18 protein-coding genes are annotated in these 18,792 nt (G+C 63.0%); 9 read left to right on the forward strand and 9 right to left on the reverse strand.

Annotated features, from left to right (window positions below):
• Window positions 1-9 precede the first annotated feature (9 nt).
• Entirely contained in the window at window positions 10-216 is a 207-nt protein-coding gene (locus ABI582_RS07320) for a tautomerase family protein (RefSeq protein ID WP_028613122.1), read from the forward strand.
• Window positions 217-248: 32 nt separating this feature from the next.
• On the opposite strand, the gene ABI582_RS07325 is transcribed toward ABI582_RS07320, so the two are convergent.
• Window positions 249-1,130: a LysR family transcriptional regulator gene (locus tag ABI582_RS07325; RefSeq protein ID WP_043204199.1), complete on the reverse strand. Its 882-nt coding sequence runs from the start codon at window positions 1,128-1,130 to the stop codon at window positions 249-251.
• 209 nt (window positions 1,131-1,339) lie between these two features.
• On the opposite strand from ABI582_RS07325, the gene argC reads away from it, so the two are divergent.
• Window positions 1,340-2,281 carry an N-acetyl-gamma-glutamyl-phosphate reductase gene (argC, locus tag ABI582_RS07330; protein ID WP_442118817.1) on the forward strand — a complete coding sequence of 314 codons (942 nt, stop codon included), beginning with the start codon at window positions 1,340-1,342 and terminating at the stop codon, window positions 2,279-2,281.
• A gap of 80 nt (window positions 2,282-2,361) precedes the next feature.
• The gene (locus tag ABI582_RS07335) at window positions 2,362-3,048 is read left to right on the forward strand and encodes a GNAT family N-acetyltransferase (protein ID WP_442118818.1); all 687 of its coding nucleotides are present in this window, start codon (window positions 2,362-2,364) and stop codon (window positions 3,046-3,048) included.
• Between the two features lie 111 nt (window positions 3,049-3,159).
• Here the strand turns inward: ABI582_RS07335 and ABI582_RS07340 are convergent, their stop codons facing one another.
• From ABI582_RS07340 to ABI582_RS07360, 5 genes are all read right to left on the reverse strand, one after another.
• Entirely contained in the window at window positions 3,160-3,915 is a 756-nt protein-coding gene (locus tag ABI582_RS07340) for an ABC transporter permease (RefSeq protein WP_138737040.1), read from the reverse strand.
• Entirely contained in the window at window positions 3,915-5,120 is a 1,206-nt protein-coding gene (locus tag ABI582_RS07345) for an ABC transporter substrate-binding protein (RefSeq protein ID WP_442118819.1), read from the reverse strand. Before ABI582_RS07345 ends, ABI582_RS07340 begins: the two co-directional genes overlap by 1 nt.
• Window positions 5,107-5,928, reverse strand: a complete 822-nt coding sequence (locus tag ABI582_RS07350; RefSeq protein ID WP_258652210.1) for an ABC transporter ATP-binding protein — start codon at window positions 5,926-5,928, stop codon at window positions 5,107-5,109. Before ABI582_RS07350 ends, ABI582_RS07345 begins: the two co-directional genes overlap by 14 nt.
• Window positions 5,925-6,989 carry an acyl-CoA dehydrogenase family protein gene (locus tag ABI582_RS07355; protein WP_258652221.1) on the reverse strand — a complete coding sequence of 355 codons (1,065 nt, stop codon included), beginning with the start codon at window positions 6,987-6,989 and terminating at the stop codon, window positions 5,925-5,927. Before ABI582_RS07355 ends, ABI582_RS07350 begins: the two co-directional genes overlap by 4 nt.
• A gap of 98 nt (window positions 6,990-7,087) precedes the next feature.
• The gene (locus ABI582_RS07360) at window positions 7,088-7,648 is read right to left on the reverse strand and encodes a carboxymuconolactone decarboxylase family protein (protein ID WP_442118820.1); all 561 of its coding nucleotides are present in this window, start codon (window positions 7,646-7,648) and stop codon (window positions 7,088-7,090) included.
• Between the two features lie 102 nt (window positions 7,649-7,750).
• Between ABI582_RS07360 and ABI582_RS07365 the strand changes: the two genes are divergently transcribed.
• Complete coding sequence (locus ABI582_RS07365) at window positions 7,751-8,662, forward strand: AraC family transcriptional regulator (protein WP_442118821.1); 912 nt, start codon at window positions 7,751-7,753, stop codon at window positions 8,660-8,662.
• A gap of 128 nt (window positions 8,663-8,790) precedes the next feature.
• On the opposite strand, the gene ABI582_RS07370 is transcribed toward ABI582_RS07365, so the two are convergent.
• Window positions 8,791-9,330 (reverse strand): RrF2 family transcriptional regulator, encoded by a 540-nt coding sequence (locus ABI582_RS07370; RefSeq protein WP_442118822.1) that lies wholly within the window; start codon window positions 9,328-9,330, stop codon window positions 8,791-8,793.
• Window positions 9,331-9,435: 105 nt separating this feature from the next.
• Complete coding sequence (locus ABI582_RS07375; RefSeq protein WP_442118823.1) at window positions 9,436-10,815, reverse strand: NAD(P)-binding domain-containing protein; 1,380 nt, start codon at window positions 10,813-10,815, stop codon at window positions 9,436-9,438.
• A gap of 544 nt (window positions 10,816-11,359) precedes the next feature.
• Between ABI582_RS07375 and ABI582_RS07380 the strand changes: the two genes are divergently transcribed.
• Both ABI582_RS07380 and ABI582_RS07385 read left to right on the forward strand, forming a co-directional pair.
• Window positions 11,360-12,559 (forward strand): NAD(P)/FAD-dependent oxidoreductase, encoded by a 1,200-nt coding sequence (locus ABI582_RS07380; protein ID WP_442118824.1) that lies wholly within the window; start codon window positions 11,360-11,362, stop codon window positions 12,557-12,559.
• 228 nt (window positions 12,560-12,787) lie between these two features.
• A complete protein-coding gene (locus ABI582_RS07385; protein WP_442118825.1) occupies window positions 12,788-14,413 on the forward strand; it encodes a methyl-accepting chemotaxis protein in 1,626 nt (541 codons plus the stop codon).
• A gap of 138 nt (window positions 14,414-14,551) precedes the next feature.
• Here the strand turns inward: ABI582_RS07385 and ABI582_RS07390 are convergent, their stop codons facing one another.
• The gene (locus ABI582_RS07390; protein WP_442118826.1) at window positions 14,552-15,958 is read right to left on the reverse strand and encodes a purine-cytosine permease family protein; all 1,407 of its coding nucleotides are present in this window, start codon (window positions 15,956-15,958) and stop codon (window positions 14,552-14,554) included.
• 317 nt (window positions 15,959-16,275) lie between these two features.
• On the opposite strand from ABI582_RS07390, the gene ABI582_RS07395 reads away from it, so the two are divergent.
• The 3 genes from ABI582_RS07395 to ABI582_RS07405 all read left to right on the forward strand — a co-directional run bounded on the left by ABI582_RS07395 (window position 16,276) and on the right by ABI582_RS07405 (window position 18,739).
• Window positions 16,276-16,761 carry a flavin reductase family protein gene (locus tag ABI582_RS07395; RefSeq protein WP_016499264.1) on the forward strand — a complete coding sequence of 162 codons (486 nt, stop codon included), beginning with the start codon at window positions 16,276-16,278 and terminating at the stop codon, window positions 16,759-16,761.
• Between the two features lie 75 nt (window positions 16,762-16,836).
• Complete coding sequence (locus tag ABI582_RS07400) at window positions 16,837-17,877, forward strand: LLM class flavin-dependent oxidoreductase (RefSeq protein ID WP_049275827.1); 1,041 nt, start codon at window positions 16,837-16,839, stop codon at window positions 17,875-17,877.
• Window positions 17,878-18,142: 265 nt separating this feature from the next.
• Window positions 18,143-18,739 carry an amino acid synthesis family protein gene (locus ABI582_RS07405; RefSeq protein ID WP_003256068.1) on the forward strand — a complete coding sequence of 199 codons (597 nt, stop codon included), beginning with the start codon at window positions 18,143-18,145 and terminating at the stop codon, window positions 18,737-18,739.
• Window positions 18,740-18,792 lie beyond the last annotated feature (53 nt).

Below are 18,792 nucleotides of genomic sequence, written 5' to 3' on the forward strand. Positions count from 1 at the left end.
CGCGCAGCCATGCCTTATGTACATATCCGCGTGACCGATGAAGGGGTGAGCGCCGAGCACAAGCGCCAGCTCATCGAAGGCACGACACGCCTGCTCCAAGAAGTGCTGGGCAAGCCACCGGCCAGTACTTTTGTGGTGATCGAAGAGGTGCCCACCGACAACTGGGGTGTAGGTGGGGAGACGGTGACCGCGGTCCGGGTGCGAGAACGGCGATGAACCAAGGGGCTGCCTTGCAGCCCCCTGTGCCCTCACTGCCGTAACCGCTCCAACGCCTGCAACACATACCCCGTGGCCCGTTCCACCTGGCCCTCCCGGCAGGCGATACCCAACTGCCGCCATAACCCTGGTCGCAGCGGCCGGCGCGCGATGCGCCGGTCCAGTTCGGCGGCCTCGCCTTCCTGCGGTAACAACGTCGCGCCGTACCCGGCCCCGACCAGGCTCTTGATAGCATCGTTGTAATTCAGCTCGATCCGCGGCTCGGGGTACAACCCTGCTGCCGCGAACCACTCGCCGGTAACCCGTGACAGCTGGGTACTGCTGTCGTTGAGAATCAACGCCCGCTGCGCCAGCCAGGCCGGTGTCACCTTCGCCGGCGGCTGCCAGTCGGCCGGTACGTAGGCCAGGATCGGGTCGCGCCGCCAGGGGGTAACGGTCAGTCCTTTGCCGGCCACCTGCGGCAAGGCCACCAGGCCGATATCCAGCGTCCCTTCACGCAATCGCCCCAGCGACGCCTGGGAGGTCAGCACCTGCACCTGCACGTCGATCCCCGGATGGTCCACACGCAGGTGCTCCAGTGCCTGCGGTAGCAAGTGGGCGATAGCACCGGTAGACGCGCCAAGGCGTACCCGGCCGGTCAGCCCCTCGACCTGACGGCGTACTTCGTCCAGCGCCAGGTCGGCGTCGGCCAGCAGGCGGCGGGCACGGGCCAGCAGCGTTTCACCAATGGCCGTGGGGCGCACCTGGCCACGGGTGCGGCTGAGCAAGGGGGCGCCGATACGTGCCTCCAGTTCGGCCACATGCAGGCTGATGGTCGGCGGTGCCAGGTTGAGCTGGCGGGCGGCCTCGGCAAAAGAACCCAGGTCGGCGATGACCACCAGGGTGCGGAGGCGGTCGAGGCTGATTTCGCGCATGGTCAGTGCCGGCCTATTCGCGGGTAAACCCACAGGTTCACCACTTTTATCAACACCAGCACCAACCTTGTGGGAGCGGGTTTACCCGCGAATAGGCCGGCACTGACTGGCTTGTTCAGAAAACCTGAATACATCGATCATCATATTCAAATTTTCATTACCAAAGCCACAGGCGAGCATAGGCCATCTTTCCCAAACCGGACCCGAACATGCACACTCCTGTTGTCTTCATCGACGGCGACCAAGGCACCACCGGCCTGCAAATCCATGCCCGCCTGCAAGGCCGCAGCGACCTGCGCCTGCTCACCCTGCCCGAGGCCGAGCGCAAAGACCCGCAGCGCCGCCGCGAGGCCATCAACAGCGCCGACATCGCCCTGCTGTGTCTGCCCGACGACGCCGCTCGTGAGGCCGTGGCAGCGATCCACAACCCGCAGGTTCGGGTGATCGACGCCAGTTCGGCGCACCGCACCACCCCGGGCTGGGTCTATGGCCTGCCAGAACTGGACGACCAGCAGGCCGAACGCATTGCCCAAAGCAAGCGCGTCAGCAACCCGGGCTGCTACCCCACTGGCGCCATCGCCCTGCTACGCCCGCTGGTCAAGGCCGGGTTACTGCCAGCCGACTACCCGCTGGGCATCCATGCCATCTCCGGCTACTCCGGCGGTGGCCGCGCGTCGGTCGAGCGCCACGAACAACCCGGTGCCGGTAATGCCCCGGTCTTGCAACTTTATGGGCTGGAGCTGGCGCACAAGCACGTACCCGAAATCCAGCAACACGCAGGGCTGTCGGCGCGGCCGGTGTTCATGCCCGGCTACGGTGCCTACCGCCAGGGCATCGTTTTGAGTATCCCGCTGCAATTGCGCCTGCTGCCCGGCCAGGTCAGCGCCGAACAGCTGCAGGCCAGCCTGGAACAGCATTACCAGGGGGCTCGCCACGTGCAGGTAATGCCGCTGCATCAGCAAGGTGCAGCAGCAAACCTTGACCCCGAGGCATTGAACGACAGCAATGACCTGCGCCTGGCGCTGTATGCCAACCCCGAGCATGGCCAGGTACTGCTGACTGCGGTATTCGACAACCTGGGCAAAGGCGCCTCCGGCGCGGCAGTGCAAAACCTCGATCTGATGCTGGGTGCAATAGAGCAGCAAGGCTGACACGGCAAAACCGGTTAAACTGTACAGCCCGCGCCAACCTAGCCCGGGCTGTATTCCCACCCGCCGGAGCCCGCCCCCAGATGTTCATCCTGAGCCGCCTCGACAGCGTGCCGCCCGAATCTTTCCAGAACCAGATCCGCGAGCTGGTGATCCACCATGTCGGCGAACTGAGCAGCGTCGCCATTACCGCCGACAACCCGCTGTACCCGCTGTACCAGTACGGCGTCGGCATGGAGGTGCACCAGTACCTGCAAGCGCTGGATGGCACCCGCGGCCTTGCCGTGGCGCTGACCCTTGCACTGGATGCCGAGGCGCCGGACCAGTTGCTGGGCTTTGCCCTGTCGCTGCCGGCCGAGGACGATGAGCAGGCGTGTTCATTGGCATTTCTTGCCGTGCGCGCCAGCCATCGCCGCCAGGGCATCGCCCGCGCCCTGCTGGGCGACCTGCAGGCTCGCCATGCCTGCGTGGAACTGAACGCCTTTGCCAGCCAGGTGCCGTGGTTCGAGGCGATGGGCATGCAGGTGGTGGCCGCCAATGGGCCGCAGGTGCTGATGAGCAGTACCGGCCATGCCAGTGGTGCGCTGATCGGGCGCCTGGACATTGCGCCGATTTATCAGACCGCTGAAGTGATGCAGATTCACACCTACCTGCTTAACCAGCAGGGTGAGGATGCAATGATCGAAGCGGAGCAGATGCGCGATGAGCGGCTGGATGAGCTGGCCGCCCAGGCGCTCGAATGTGTACGGCAGCGCAAGACCGTGCATTGATCCAAGGGCCTATTCGCGGGTAAACCCGCTCCCACAGGTACACCACAGTCTTCAAAACCTGCGTTATCCCTGTGGGAGCGGGTTCACCCGCGAAGGCGCCTCACTGGCCCCTCAGCCATGCACCCAGCGCCGATGCAGCGCACGCGCCAACGCGTCCAGCACAAACCCCAGCACGCCAATCAGCAGCACCATCGCCATCAGTTCGGAATACGCCAGCCGGTCGCGGGTATCGAGGATGAAATACCCCAATCCCGCACTCACCCCGAGCATTTCGCACGGCACCAGCACGATCCACAGAATGCCGATGGCCAGGCGCACGCCGGTCAGCACGTGGCCGATCACCCCCGGCACGATCACCTTGCACAAGGTTTCCCAGCGCGTGGCGCTCAAGCTGCGGCTCAGTTGCAGCCAGCGTGGGTCCAGTTGCCGCACTCCTGCCGCCGTGTTCAGCAAGATCGGCCACAAGGCGGCAAACGCCAGCAGGAAGTAGATCGGCTGGTCACCCACGCCCATCAGCATCACCACCACCGGCATCCACGACAACGGCGAGATCATGCGCAGAAACTGGAACGCCGGGGTGGTTGCCGCCTCCAGGTGCCGGTAGCTGCCCACCAGCAAGCCCAGCGGCACGCCGATCAGCAGCGCCAGCAGCAACCCGACCAGGATGCGCTTGAGGCTGACCCAGATGTGCCCGTAAACCTCGCCCTGCCCCAACAGCTCGACCAGGCTGGCCAAGGTTGCCGCCGGTGAAAAGCGCGCCGACAGGCCGTCCGCCTGGCCGAACACGGCAACGCCAGCCCACCACAACAGCAACAAACCCAGCAACCCGGCCAGCCCAAGGCCGGCATGTACGACATGCGTGCGCATCAGACCGCGAACTCCTCGCTGCGCTCGAAGTTGTCAGCGATGCCAAACACCGACGGCCCCCCGACCGCCGCGATGGCATTGCGCACGAAGCGATCGTCGACCAGGTCGCGGGCGGTCTGCGCCGGATCAAGCCCGGCAAGGAACGCGTTATCACCTTCGATCAGGGTGGTTTTCAGGCGCTTGACCAGCTCTTCGGTGTAACTGGGGAACGGGTATGGCTGGAAGTCGATGCGCTTTTCGTCCCACTGCTGATGGCGAATGGCGCCACTGGCAACGTAGCCGTCACGGTCCTTGGCGTCCGGCGCCAGCACCTTGGCCAGCACCGCGAGCTCGTGCGGGGTGTACTTGTTGGGGCCGGCCTTGGACAGCAACGCAGCGGCTTTGGCGCGGTTGTCGCGGGTCCAGTGCTGGGCCTTGACGATGGCATTGACCACCTTCTGCGACCATTCGGGGCGGTTGTTCAGGTCATGCTCATGCATGAACACCACGCAGCACGCGTGGTTGCGCCACACATCGCCGGTAAAGCGCTGCACGCGGCCAACCTTGAGGTTCTCGGCCAGGGCGTTAAACGGCTCGGCGACGATGTAGCCGGCAATGCGCTTGCTGGCCAAGGCTGGCGGCATGTCGGATGGTGGCAGCACCAGCAGGTTGACTTCGTTGGCGGCCAACTGCGCATTGGCAGGCTTCGACACAGGCGTCAGGCCATTGTCGTTGAGCATCTGCTGCAACACCACGTTATGGATCGAATACCAGAACGGGATGGCCACGGTCTTGCCCCCGAGCTGTTTCATGTCGCTTATGTCGGGCGCCACGGTCAGGCCCGAGCCGCCCACATGGTTCCAGGCCACTACCTTGGCTGGCACCTTGCTGCCGTAGCGCGCCCATACGGTCATCGGCGACAGCAGGTGGATGACGTTGACCTGCCCGGAGATGAACGCCTCGATCACCTGCGCCCAGCTGCGCAGCAACACCGGGCGCTCGGCCTTGATGCCTTCGGCCTCGAACAGGCCGTTGTTATGCGCCACCAGCAATGGCGTGGCGTCGGTGATTGGCAGGTAGCCGATACGCACTGGCGCGTCGGGCTCGGAAGCGGCACGGGCTTGCAGGCTCGAGAGCAATGGCAGCGCACCAGCGGCCGTGAGCATGGCACCGAGCTTGAGAAAATCACGACGCGATGAAGAGGAACAGCAGTCATCCATGCACATGGACAGCCTCCGAGGGCAACGGGGTTGAGGTAGGTTCGACTGTGCGGCTTGCCCGCCGAAGGGTTTTGAGGATCTCGATGCGCAGGGCGCCCAGTTCTTCGACCCGTTGCGTGCGCGGTTGCGGCAGGTCGATGTGCCACTGGCCGAGGATGTGCGCTGGGTGGTTGCCCAGTAGCAGGACCCGGTCGGACAGCAGCAGGGCTTCGTCAATATCGTGGGTGATCAGTACCGCCGCCGTGTTGTGGGTGGCGATCAGTTGCAGCAGCAGTTGCTGCATGTCGGCCCGGGTCACTTCATCCAGCGCTCCGAACGGCTCGTCCAGCAGCAGCACCTCGGGCTGGCGGGCCAGGCAGCGGGCCAGTGCGGTGCGCTGGGCCATGCCACCGGACAACTGCGCCGGGTACTGGCCACGGGCGTGGGCCAGGCCCACGGCGGCAATCGCATGGTCGATGCGCGCGCGCCGCTCGTCAGCGGCCAGCTTGGGCTGGCGGGCAAAGTCGAGGCCGAAGGCGACGTTCTTTTCCAGGTTAAGCCAGGGCAGCAGGCTCGGGTCCTGAAAGGCCACCGCCAGGCGCGGGTGCGGCCCTTGCAGCGGCTGGCCGTGCAGGCTCACGCTGCCGCCCCCGGGTTGTTGCAGGCCGGCCAGCACCCGCAGCAGGCTGGACTTGCCGACGCCACTTGGGCCAAGAATGCTCACCACTTCGCCTGGCGCCAACTGCAGGTCGAATTGCGCCAGCACCTGCTGCCAGCCACCCTCGCGCGGGTAGCCCAGGCTGATGTCGCGAGCTTCGAGCAACACTTCACTCATGCCGCGCCCGCCTGGCGTTGCAGTTCGGCGCGCAGTTGCACCAGGCTCGGCGTCACGATCGGCACGAACGCCGACTCGCGCCAGCGGCGGGCGAAGCCTTCGCCATACTCGCTGAGGTAGGCCTTGCCACCACTGGCCTGCAGCTCCAGCTGCACCGCGTCGGCGGCACTTTCAGCCAGGGTGATGCGCAGCTTGAACAGGGCGGCCGGCTGTTGCTGGAAGCGGCCTTCGAGCAGGCCCTGCTTGAGCTCGCTGACGGTGTTTTCCAGCCGCTCGCTGAGCACCTGTCGGGCTTCGTCGAGGAAAGAGGCGCGGCCGTGCAGGTGCGCCTGAACCTCGTCCAGCGCCCGTCGCGCCAGGCCGATGGCCATACCGCACTGCAGCGCCAGGAAGGCCGGGCGTACCCGTGGCAGGAACTCGCGCGCATTCTCGTGCAGCAGCCAGTCCCGCGCCAACGGCACCTGGTGGAAGGCCAGTGCCGCCGTGTTGCTCGACTGCAGGCCCATCAGTTGCAAGTCGTCGGAGCGTTCCAACCCTTGGGCGTCAGAAGGAATGGCCAGCACAAACGGTGCCCCGCCGTTCTCATCCTCGATGGCCGCTGCCACCACGAAACCACTTTTACGCAGGTTGGTCACCCAGTGCAGGCGCCCTTCCAGGTGCCAGCCATCGGCTGCCGGCCGGCCACGCACCTGCAACGCTTCAATGCCGGAAAGGAACTTCATGGCGTTGGACAGCCCGGTGGCGCCGGCCAGCTCGCCTGTCAGCAAGCGCGGCAGCAGGCGCTCGCGCAGGGGCTGGTTGGGGCTGTGCAGCAGGTATTCGATAAAGGCACGCTGGCCCCAGCAGACGAAGGCTGCGGCCAACGAGCGGCTGGCGATGGCGGCAATCGCCTCGACCGCGTCGGTCACCTGCCCGCCCGTGCCGCCCAGGGCCGGGTCGACACCAATGCGCAACAGCTGTGATTCGGCGATCTGCGCCAGCACCTGCTGCGGTTCGCACAGGCCCCGGTCGATGGCCTCGGCATTGGCATCCAGCCAGTGTCGAAATGCACAATCTTGCATGGTCTTGCTCCTTTTGAACGCCGGGGCCGCCTGGCGGCCCATTCGCGGCACAAGGCCGCTCCTACAACGGCCGCGTCAGGGCCGCGCTCACACGTGGGCTATGCAGAAGGCTGCCAGCGGTACTTGCCAAGCTCTTCGTTGAGCGGCGTCTGGGCGAAAACATTAGCAAAGTTGCACAGGGTTGCGAGGCTAACCCCCAAAATCACTTCCAGCGCGTTGCCTTCGCTGAAGCCAGCTTCACGGAAGGCCTGGTAGGTGGCTTCGCCGACGTTGCCGCGAGTGTCGATCACTTCACGGGCGAAGGCGGCCAGGGTTTCGTAACGGGCATCGGGCAGTTCGCCGCGGGCACGCAGGGCATCGACTACTTCCTGCGGTAGCTTGGCCTTGTTCAGCGCCACGGCGGTGTGGCCGGCCACACAGAAGTCGCAGCCATGCCGGGTGGCGGCAATCAGCTGTACCACTTCACGCTCGGCCAGGCTCAGGTCGGACTTGCCATTGAGTGCCGAAACGGTCACGTAGGTTTCCAGCGCCGCCGGGGCGTTGGCCAGCACGCCCAGCAGATTGGGGATGAAACCGGAATTCTTCTGGGCATTCTCGAGAAACGGCCGGGCCGCTTCCGGAGCACTCTGCAGCGTGTGTAAAGTAATGCGCGAGGACATGGAGTGGTCTCCTTTGATGGGTGTCACTACAGTCTGTTGGTTATAAGAATTACCCTCCATATTCATCAGTCGCCTTTCCTTGTTCCTGAGTCTTTGTATTAGATGATTTCGTCCAGCCACCTTGTCGATTGGTTATTAGAGGGCCTGGAGCTTGATGCCAGCCTGTTTCATGTCGGCCGCTACTGCGGTGGCTGGCACGCCAGCACCCAGGGCATGGGCCGCGCCAGTTTCCACCTGGTGGTGCAGGGCCATTGCTGGCTGCACATCGATGGCCAGCCGCAAGCGGTGCGCCTGGAAAAGGGAGATGCCGTGTTCCTGTTGCGCGACCTTGCCTATCGTTTGTCCAGCGATCAGGACCCGGTCGACGCCTGTGCGCAACCCCGCCAGGCCATGCAGGCGCTGGATAGCGAAGCCAGCGACGGTGTCGGGCTGGTTTGTGGCTTCTTTCATTTCCAGTCCGGCCTGTCCTCGCTGATTGTCGAGGGCTTGGCTGACTGGATCCTGCTGCGCGCCGAAGATCCCGCTGGCAGTGCGGCGCGGGCGCTGTTCGAGCTGATTCTGGAAGAATGCCGGCGTGCCGCTGGCCCTTCACAGACGTTGCTGGAGCGCCTGACGCACCTGTTGTTCCTCTACGTGCTGCGCCAGCAGGTCATTGCCGGGCAGCCATTGGGCGGGCTGGTCGCCCTCGCCCGCCAGCCAGCGTTTGCCGGGCTGCTGGAACAGTTGATCGAACAACCGGGGCGAGCCTGGACACTGGAGAGCATGGCCGCCTGCACCGGCTTGTCGCGGTCGGCATTTTTCAAGCGCTTCAATGAACTGGCCGGGCAATCGCCGGGGCAAGTGCTGCTGGCGCTGCGCATGCGCCATGCCAGCCAGTTGCTGCGGGCGGGGAATACCGTGGAGCAAGTGGGTGCGCAGGTGGGGTATCAGTCGGTGGCAGCGTTTACCAGGGCGTTTGCCAAGGCGGTGGGGGTGCAGCCGGGGGCCTATCGGCGCCAGCATGAAGGGCGCTGAAAGCGTGACTCCTGTACCGGCCTATTCGCGGGTGAACCCGCTCTCACAGGGTCACCACAGCTTTCAAGGCCTGTGAAGTACCTGTGGGAGCGGGTTCACCCGCGAATAGGCCGGTACAGATAACACATTCAGACCTGGCTGACGGGTATGTCCCCGCCCCCTTTACCCTCGCGCCGCTCCCCCATCCAGCTGTTCACCTGTTGGCCGAACTCGGCCGGGGCCTTGCGCCCGAAACGCCGCGCCAGATCGAGGATGGTCTGCTGCGCCAACGCCTCTTCCATGCGCTTCTGCGCCCCCAGCATCACGGCATGAATCGCACAGGTGCCCTCCGTCGCCCAAGCGGGCGGCGAGCCTTCGAACAGCGTGCAGCGCTCACGAATCTCGCGGCAATCGAAAATCTTCTTCGGCCCGTCGATGGCGTTGACGATATCCAGCACGTTGATTTCAGCCGCCGGTCGTGCCAGGCGGAAGCCACCGCGCACGCCTTCGGTGGCGGCCACCAACCCGGCACGCGCCAGCTTGGTGAAGACCTTGGCCAGGTATTCCTGCGGCACGCCCTGCAACTCGGCCAGGTCGCGCACACTGGAATCACGGCTGTCACCGCCCTCGCCTACCAGAAACAGCAGGCAATGGATGCCGTATTCGACGCCAGCACTGTAAAGCGACATATCAATCTCCGACCAACCATATCGCAAATGATACGCGGGGAGCGTCGGTACGGCAAAACACTTCCCCGCTTGCACGCATCCTGATCGTGCTGGCCGGTCCGGCAGCTACCCGCGCAGCACCTTCACCTCGCCTTGCTTGCCATCCGTTTCGCGCAGGTACTCCTGCAGCGAGTCGTCCATGGCCTGCATCCAGCGGGTATGGTGAGGTACCGCTTTGGTGCCGGTGATCACCGAGCGGTAAGATTTGTCACGGTAGCCCATGATGTCGTGCTTCTTGTCGGTCTTCCATTGCAGGAAGATGCGGTTCACCGCATCGATGTCGAAGCGCGGGTAATCCGTCTGCTCGATCAGGTGCTTGATGTATCGGCCCTGGAATTCATACATCGAAGCAGTGGTTGCCAGCTGCTCCTCATCCTCGCGCCAGCGCGCACTGTCGGCCTGCATGCCAGCCTTGGTCGGCAGCTTGATGCGCCCCAGCATGTAGTCGCGAGCAAACCAGGCCTGTGCATCGAACAGGTTGAAGCTGTACCACAGGTCCTGCATGCCCAGGTAAAGCAGTTGCGGGTTTTGCTCCCACACCACGCCTTGGTACAACCCGGCAGGCCACAGGCGGTTGTTGGTCTTGAGGGTGAGTTCATCCGGCAGGAACGGGAAGTGATGCTGGTAGCCCGTGCACAGGATGATCGCATCTACCCGCTTGCTCGACCCATCGGCGAAAAACGCCAGGTCGTTTTCAACGCGCACCAGTTGCGGGCGCTCTTCCCAGCCCTTTGGCCATTTGTAGCCCATCGGTTGGGTACGGTAAGCCGTGGTGATCGAGCGCGCGCCGTACTTGTAACACTGCGAGCCGATGTCTTCGGCCGAGTAGCTGCTGCCGACGATGAGCAGGTCCTGGCCGTTGAATTCCATCGCTTCGCGAAAGTCGTGAGCGTGCAGGATACGCCCGGTGAAACGCTCGAAGCCTTCGAACTCCGGCACGTGCGGGGTAGAGAAGTGCCCGCTGGCCACCACCACATAATCAAACACCTGCTCGATGCCAAGCCCCGCGCTGTAGTCGTGGGCGCTGACGGTGAACTCGCGGGTGTTTTCATCGAAGCTGACGTTTTTGACCGCAGTATTGAAGCGGATGTAGTCGCGCACCCCGGCCTTCTTCACGCGGCCCTGAATGTAGTCCCACAGCACCTCGCGCGGCGGGTACGAGGAAATCGGTCGACCAAAGTGCTCATCGAAGCTGTAGTCGGCGAACTCCAGGCATTCCTTGGGGCCGTTGGACCACAGGTAGCGGTACATGCTGCCGTGCACCGGCTCGCCATGCTGGTCGAGGCCGGTGCGCCAGGTGTAGTTCCACATACCGCCCCAGTCGGCCTGCTTTTCGAAGCATACGATTTCGGGCATGGGTGCGCCCTGGGCATGGGCGGATTGGAAGGCACGCAGTTGCGCAAGGCCGGACGGGCCGGCACCGATGATAGCGACACGAAGAGTCATAGTGATTCCTGAACAGTTGAACGCTGAAAAATGCAAAGGCCCCCCAACCCCGAACGGCAAAAGACCGGGGGTGATGGAATTCAGGCGCTACGGTGCAGGTGGAGGGACGGGGCGTTTGCGCATCTGGGTCAGCAAGAGCTTGACCGGTGGGATCGACAACACGTGGTACAGGCTCGAAAGCGGAGAGTGGGTCATGGGGGCGGGCCCGTATCCATCTGCGCAGGGCGCGAAATGGGGGCCTGAGGGGCGGAAGATACGTGTGATCTCGTGCATGGGGGGCTGAAATGGCCTCTTTTCTTTATGGTTTCTTTTTTATCTATAACGGATGGGGGTGGGGATAGCAAGGTTTGCGGCCCTGGCCGCGGCAGTCACGGCAGCATGAAATAGGGCCTTTGCGTACGCCCGTCCTCGGGCTCGCCTCATCGCAATGATGAAAAAAAACTTGCAGAGACAAACTGCGACCAATAGAGTCGTAGTTATTCGAGCAGCACCTATCGTGTGATCGAAGCCACCTTTTCATCCCCGACCTCTGCGGAGCACCTGCATGAAATCCAACATCCTGATCATCGGTGCCGGCTTTGCCGGTGTGTGGAGCGCCCTGAGCGCCGCCCGGCTCCTCGACCAGGCCCAGCGCGACGACCTGAGCATCAGCGTGCTCGCGCCGCAAGCGGAACTGCACATTCGCCCGCGCTTCTACGAGGCCAACGCACACACGTTGAAGGCCCCCGTAGGTGAGCTGTTCAGTGCGGTGGGCGTGCACTTCATCACCGGTAACGCCGAAGCCATCGACGCCGATGCGCGCACCGTGAGCTACATCGACAGCCAAGGCCAGCGCCAGCAGATCAGCTACGACCGCCTCATCCTCGCCGCTGGCAGTCAGGTAGCGCGCCCGGCAGTCCCGGGCCTTGCAGAGCACACCTTCGACGTCGACAAGATGGAGTCGGCCGTACGCCTCGAGCAGCATCTGACGGGCCTGGCCGCCCTGCCCGCTTCACCTGCCCGTAATACCGTGGTGGTATGCGGCGGTGGTTTCACCGGCATCGAAACGGCCACCGAAATGCCCGCCCGGCTGCGCGCCATCCTCGCAGACGCCGATGTGCGGGTGCTGCTGGTAGACCGTGGCGCCAGCATCGGCGCGGCACTGGGTGCAGGCATCAAGCCGTCGATTGTTGCCGCCTCGCAGGTTGCTGGCGTGCAGTGGTTGACTGGCACCTCGGTGGTGGCTGTCGATGCCGGTGGCGTAACCCTGGACAACGGCGAATACATCGCCAGCAACACCGTGATCTGGACCGTCGGCGTCAAGGCCAGCCCGCTGACCGCGCAGGTTGCCGGCGAGCGTGACAACTTCGGCCGGCTCAAGGTCGACGGGCACCTCAAGGTAATTGGCCAGGACCACATCTATGCGACCGGCGATACCGCCTGGGCTGCTGTCGACGACGTTGGCAACCACGCCCTGATGACCTGCCAGCACGCCATCCCGATGGGTCGCCACAGTGGCAACAACGCCATGGCCGACCTGCTTGGGGTGGCACCTGTGGTGTACCGCCAGCCCAAGTACGTCACCTGCCTCGACCTGGGTGAGTGGGGCGCGGCGTACAGCGAAGGTTGGGAGCGAGAATTGAAACTGCAGGGCCAGGAAGGCAAGGAACTGAAGCGTCAGATCAACTCGGTGTGGATCTACCCGCCGGCAGCCGACCGGAGCTTGGCGCTGGCTGCCGCCGACCCGATGATTCCGATCGCTTGATGTGAAAAACCTGACAAAACCGTCAAAAATGGCGGTTTTGTCAATTATTTCGTTACATTGAATGACTGTTCAACAATGATGGCCATATGGCATCATTCAAAGAAAAACCATGCAAGAGGGTGAGAAAAATCTACTAACCCGCAGTGCATCAAGAGCCTGGCGCCACCTCGGTGTCATGGCTTTGCAGCCAGCTCCTGACGCCTGCACGCCACCGTCAAGGAGCATTCCATGCAGTTAAGGAATTTGAAGATCGGCATTCGCGCTGCCGGCGTATTCGCCCTGTTGGGCATCCTGGTCCTGGTCATGGGCCTTATCGCACTCTACGAAACCCGCCAGATGGACAAGGCCACCGACGAAATCCGGGTCACCTGGATGCCAGCCGTGGTAGCACTGGGTGACATCAGCAGCAACCTGGGGCGCGCCCGCGCCGTTACCCTGCGCGCCGCGCTGGACGACAACCCCGCCGAACGTTCTCGCAACCTGCAGATGCTCGATGGCATTAATGCCGAGCTCAAGGACGGTTTGAAAGACTACGCCGACACCATCATCGCCGCCGACGACCGCGCCCTGTTCAACACCTTCAATGACGCGTATCAGCAGTACCTCAAACTGCAAGTAGAAGTGCTGCAGGACATTGCCGCAGGCCGCATGGATGAAGCGAAGCAGCAGATCAGCGGCCCGCTCACCCAGCGCGCCGACAGTATGATGAAGGCCTTGACGGCGCTGATCGACTACAACAGCAAGGGAGCCGAAGATGCCTCACAGCGCAGCAGCGATGTAGCAGACGAAGCTTTCAACGCCATCATCTTCTCGTTGCTTGTGATCATGCTTGCCCTGGCCGCGGTGGCTACCGTGCTGACTCGCAGCATCGTGGTGCCCCTGGCCGATGCGGTGGCCGTCGCCGAGCGTGTGGCCACCGGCGACCTTACCCAGGAAATACGCGTTACCGGCCGCGACGAGCCCGCGTTGCTGCTGCGTGCCCTGAGCCGCATGCAAGGCAGCCTGCGCGACACCATCCGCAAGATCGCCGCCTCGTCCGACCAGTTGGCCTCAGCCTCGGAAGAACTGCACACCGTCACCGAAGACACCAGCCGCGGCCTGCACCAGCAGAGCGCCGAAATCGACCAGGCCGCCACGGCTGTCAACCAGATGACCGCAGCGGTCGAGGAAGTGGCGAACAATGCGGTCAGCACCGCCGATGCCTCGAAAGGCGCCGACCAGACCACCCGCGACGGCCGCGACCGGGTCAACCAGGCACTGGCGTCCATCCAGCACCTGGTGGCCGATGTGACCGGCACCTCGGCCGAGATCGAACAGCTGGCCAATAATGCCAATGAGATCAGCCGTGTGCTGGATGTGATCGGCGCGATTGCCGGGCAGACCAACCTACTGGCACTGAACGCCGCCATCGAGGCAGCCCGCGCTGGCGAGGCAGGCCGTGGCTTTGCCGTGGTCGCCGACGAAGTCCGCGCCCTCGCCCACCGCACCCAGCAGTCGACCGCCGAGATCGAGCAGATGATTGCCGGCATCCAGAACGGTACGGAGCGGGCCGTGACGGCGATGCACAGCAGCCAGGGGCGTGCGACGGGCACGCTGGAAGTGGCACAGGGCGCCGGTCAGGCATTGGAAGTGATTGCCGAGGCGATTGCTTCGATCAACCAGCGCAACCTGGTGATTGCCAGCGCTTCGGAGGAGCAGGCGCAGGTGGCGCGCGAAGTGGACCGCAATTTGGTGAACATTCGCGACTTGGCGATGCAGACATCGGCAGGGGCTAACCAGACCAGTGCGGCGGCGCAGGATCTGTCGCGGTTGGCGGTAGATTTGAACGGCATGGTGGCGCAGTTCAAGGTTTGATCCAACACAGCTGGGGCCGCCTTGCGGCCCATTCGCAGCACAAGGCTGCTCCTACAAAGAACCGCGTACGCCCTGTAGGAGCGGCCTCGTGTCGCGAAAGGGCCGCAAAGCGGCCCCTGTTACCGCAACCTCAATCTATCAGTCGTTGACACTCACAACCCGCCCCGCCTGCTCGGCAGCCTTGCCGCGGGTCGCCAGGCAGTAATACAACGGCACCGTAACAATCAGCCCGAACAGCCAGGACAAGTCCGCCCCTTCGACAATGTTCGAATACGGCCCCACATAAAGCGCCGTATTGGCAAACGGCAGCTGCACCACGATGCCGCAAGCATAAGCAATGATCGCGTGGTGGTTGAAGCGGCCATAGATGCCGCCGTCCGCACTGAAGATCGAAGCGATGTCGTACTGGCCCTTCTTGATCAGGTAGAAGTCGATCAGGTTGATCGAAGCCCACGGCACCAGCACCAGCAGCAGCGCCAGGATCAGGCCGATGAAGTGGCCGATGAAGTCCGCAGAGGCGTTCAGGGCAACCATCCCGCAGCCCACCAGAATCACCGTGGCCAGAATCACCCGCACCTTGATGCTCGGCGTCCATTCGGCGATGAAGGTCTGGATCGCGGTAACGATCGACAGCACTGCGCCATACAGGTTGAGGGCATTGTGGCTGATGATGTTGAGCAGGAACAGCACCATCAGGATCGGGCCCAGCCAGCCCGTAGCCTGCTTCACCGCGTCCATGGCGTCGGTACCTTCCGGCACGCACAGCACCGCCACCGTACCAAAGCTGAAGCACAGGATAGTGCCCAGGGTCGCGCCGAAGTAAGTGGCCCAGAACGGCCTGGCAATGCCCACTTCACGCGGCAGGTAACGCGAATAGTCGGACGTGTACGGCGAGAAGCTGATCTGCCAGATGGTGCCCAGCGACACCGTGGCGATAAAGCCCGACAGATTGAATGCACCACGGCTGAAGAAGTCGGCCGGCAGCTCCTGGGCGAACATCATGATGAACCCCGCCAGCAGCGCAGAGCCCATCACCCAGGTACCGATGCGGTTCAGGACATGGATGAAGCGGTAGCCGATCACGCCAATGGCCGTGGCGCTCAGGGCACCGATCACGATAGCGCCCGGCATCGGCATGCTCGGGGCAATGCCGTGAATGGTCTTGCCCGCCAGCACGATGTTGGAAATAAAGAAGCCGACATAGATCAGCGCAGTGAAGAACACGATCAGCAAGGCGCCATAGCGGCCGAACTGGCCACGGCTTTGCACCATCTGTGGAATGCCCAGCTGCGGTCCCTGCGCAGAGGCCAGGGCGATGACCACGCCCCCGACCAGATGGCCCAGCACAATGGCGATCAGCCCCCACAGCAGGTTCAGGTGGAACACCTGGACCACCATGGCGCCGGTAACGATAGGCAGTGGCGCAATGTTGGTACTGAACCAGAGGGTGAACAGGTCGCGCGCCTTCCCGTGGCGCTCGGCAGGTGGAACGTAATCGACCGTGTGATTCTCGACAAACTGGTGTTGCGATGACGGTTGGGACATAGGATTCAGCTCGAAAGGTCGTTTTTATCTTTGTAAGGAAACCGCATCTAGGCGGCCTCTCAGCTGCGGACCATATTATGGTATTCCAAACTTTTGACAACACTGATCCGCATGAAAAAGCGTCCACTGATCTGCTTTGGAAACCCCTGCGACAAACCGCCTCACCGCTCTAAGCCACGTTCCACGTGGCTTAGAGCCGTTCATCGCGCAATACCCATGCTTGAAAATTCCGCTTGCAAAATAGGTATTACGGTATACCATCAGACACATCAACGATAAAAACCGCGGACCACCGCAGCCTTTTAGAGGTACTCCCGATGATCGACGCAACCGTCTACAAGAACGTCCTGGGCTCCTTCCCGTCCGGCGTTACCGTCATCACCACCCTGGACGACGACGGCTCGGTTGTCGGCCTGACCGCCAGCGCCTTCTCCTCCCTGTCGATGGACCCGCCGCTGGTGCTGTTCTGCCCCAACTACACCTCCGACTCCTACCCGGTGCTGATCAAGCAAAAGCGCTTTGCCATTCACCTGCTGTCCGGTGAACAGCAAGCCGAAGCCTATGCGTTTGCCAAGAAGGGCAAGGACAAGGCCAGCGGTATCGAGTGGTCCATGAGCCAATTGGGCAACCCGATCCTGGCCGGCGCCACCGCCGTTATCGAATGCGAACTGTGGCGTGAATATGAAGGTGGCGACCACGCCATCATGGTCGGCAAGGTGCACAACCTGATCGTGCCCGAAGAAGCGCCCCGGCCGATGGTGTACTGCCGCGGCAAGATGGCCAGCCTGCCGGCCTTTGCCTGAAGCCTATTCTGAATCGAGACCACTGGTGCCCACCCTGCCAGGCGCCAGCCCCTTTCAAGCGTTGAGGAAAGCCCCATGAAATTTTCGTTGTTCGTACACATGGAACGTTGGGATGAACAGGTCAGCCACCGCCAGTTGTTCGAAGACCTGACCGAACTGACCCTGATGGCCGAAGACGGCGGTTTCAGCACCGTGTGGATTGGCGAACACCACGCCATGGAGTACACCATTTCGCCAAGCCCGATGCCGCTGCTGGCCTACCTGGCCGCACGCACCGAGAAGATCCGCCTGGGTGCCGGCACCATCATTGCACCGTTCTGGAACCCGATCCGCGTCGCCGGCGAATGCGCCCTGCTCGACGTGATCAGCAACGGCCGCATGGAAGTGGGCCTGGCCCGTGGCGCCTACCAGTTCGAGTTCGACCGCATGGCCAATGGCATGCCGGCCACCGACGGCGGCAAGGCGCTGCGCGAGATGGTGCCGGTGGTACGCAAGTTGTGGGAAGGCGACTACGCCCATGACGGCGAAGTCTACAAGTTCCCCACCTCCACCAGCGTGCCGAAACCGTTCAACGCAACGCCGCCGATGTGGATCGCTGCCCGCGACCCGGACTCGCACAACTTCGCCGTGGCCAACGGCTGCAATGTCATGGTCACCCCGCTGATGAAGGGTGACGAAGAAGTGCTGGACCTGAAGAACAAGTTCCAGGCCGCCCTGGACAACAACCCGGACGTGCCGCGCCCACAACTGATGGTGCTGCGCCACACCCACGTGCACAGCCCGGCGGAACCTGAAGGCTGGAAAATCGGCGCCCAGGCCATATCGCGCTTCTACCGGACGTTCGATGCCTGGTTCGGCAACAAGACCGTTCCGGTCAACGGCTTTCTGGAGCCGAGCCCGGAATCGAAGTTTGCCGAGGTGCCGGCGTTCCAGCTGGAGAACATCCGCAAGAACACCATGATCGGCACCCCGGAAGAAATCATCGCACGCATCAAGTACTACCAGGAGCTCGGCGTCGACGAGTTCAGCTTCTGGTGCGACAACAGCCTGCCCCACGCCGAGAAGAAGAAGTCGCTGGAGCTGTTCATCAAGGAAGTGGTGCCGGCGTTCGCCTGAATTCCCATTGCCTGAATCATTGCGGGACGCGCCCGCTCCCGTGGGCCCCTTCGGCCTGCGTGAGCGGGCTTTTTTTTGAAACCTGTGCAGTCCCTGTGGGAGCGGGCAAGCCCGCGAAGAGGCCAGTACAGACAGCAGAGAAATCAAGGCATCAGGCCACCTTTCGTCCCCCCATCAAGAGAAATTTCCAGACACCTCTTGCACAACAAATATTATGGTATACCATCAGACAACAAGAGCTGATAACCCTCACCAGGAGCCACCCATGAGTTTCGAAATCCGCAAGATCGTCACCTACTCCGAAGAGACCCGCATCGAAGGCGGCAAGGCCACCGACAAACCGGTGACCATGGTCGGCCTGGCCGTGGTGATCAAGAACCCATGGGCCGGTCGCGGTTTTGTTGAAGATCTGAAGCCGGAAATCCGCGCCAACTGCTCGGAGCTGGGTGCATTGATGGTCGAGCGCCTCACCGCTGCCATCGGCGGTGCCGACAAGATCGAAGCCTACGGTAAAGCTGCCGTGGTCGGCGCCGACGGCGAAATCGAGCACGCCTCGGCCGTGATCCACACCTTGCGCTTCGGCAACCACTACCGCGAAGCGGTACAGGCCAAGAGCTACCTGAGCTTCACCAACAAGCGCGGCGGCCCTGGCACCTCGATCCAGATCCCGATGATGCAAAAGGACGACGAAGGCCTGCGTTCGCACTACATCACCCTGGAAATGCAGATCGAAGACGCCCCGCGCGCCGATGAAATCGTCGTGGTGCTGGGCGCTGCCGACGGCGGCCGCCTGCACCCGCGCATCGGCAACCGCTACATCGACCTGGAAGAACTGGCTGCCGAAAAAGCCAACGCTCAATAACAACAACCAAGACGGGCCGGGGCGTGGCGTGCTTTCCCGCCGTGCCCGACCTT

Origin of the sequence: Pseudomonas sp. SAS7 (assembly GCF_052112345.1) — a bacterium.
GTDB classification, from domain to species: Bacteria; Pseudomonadota; Gammaproteobacteria; order Pseudomonadales; family Pseudomonadaceae; genus Aquipseudomonas; species Aquipseudomonas putida_Q.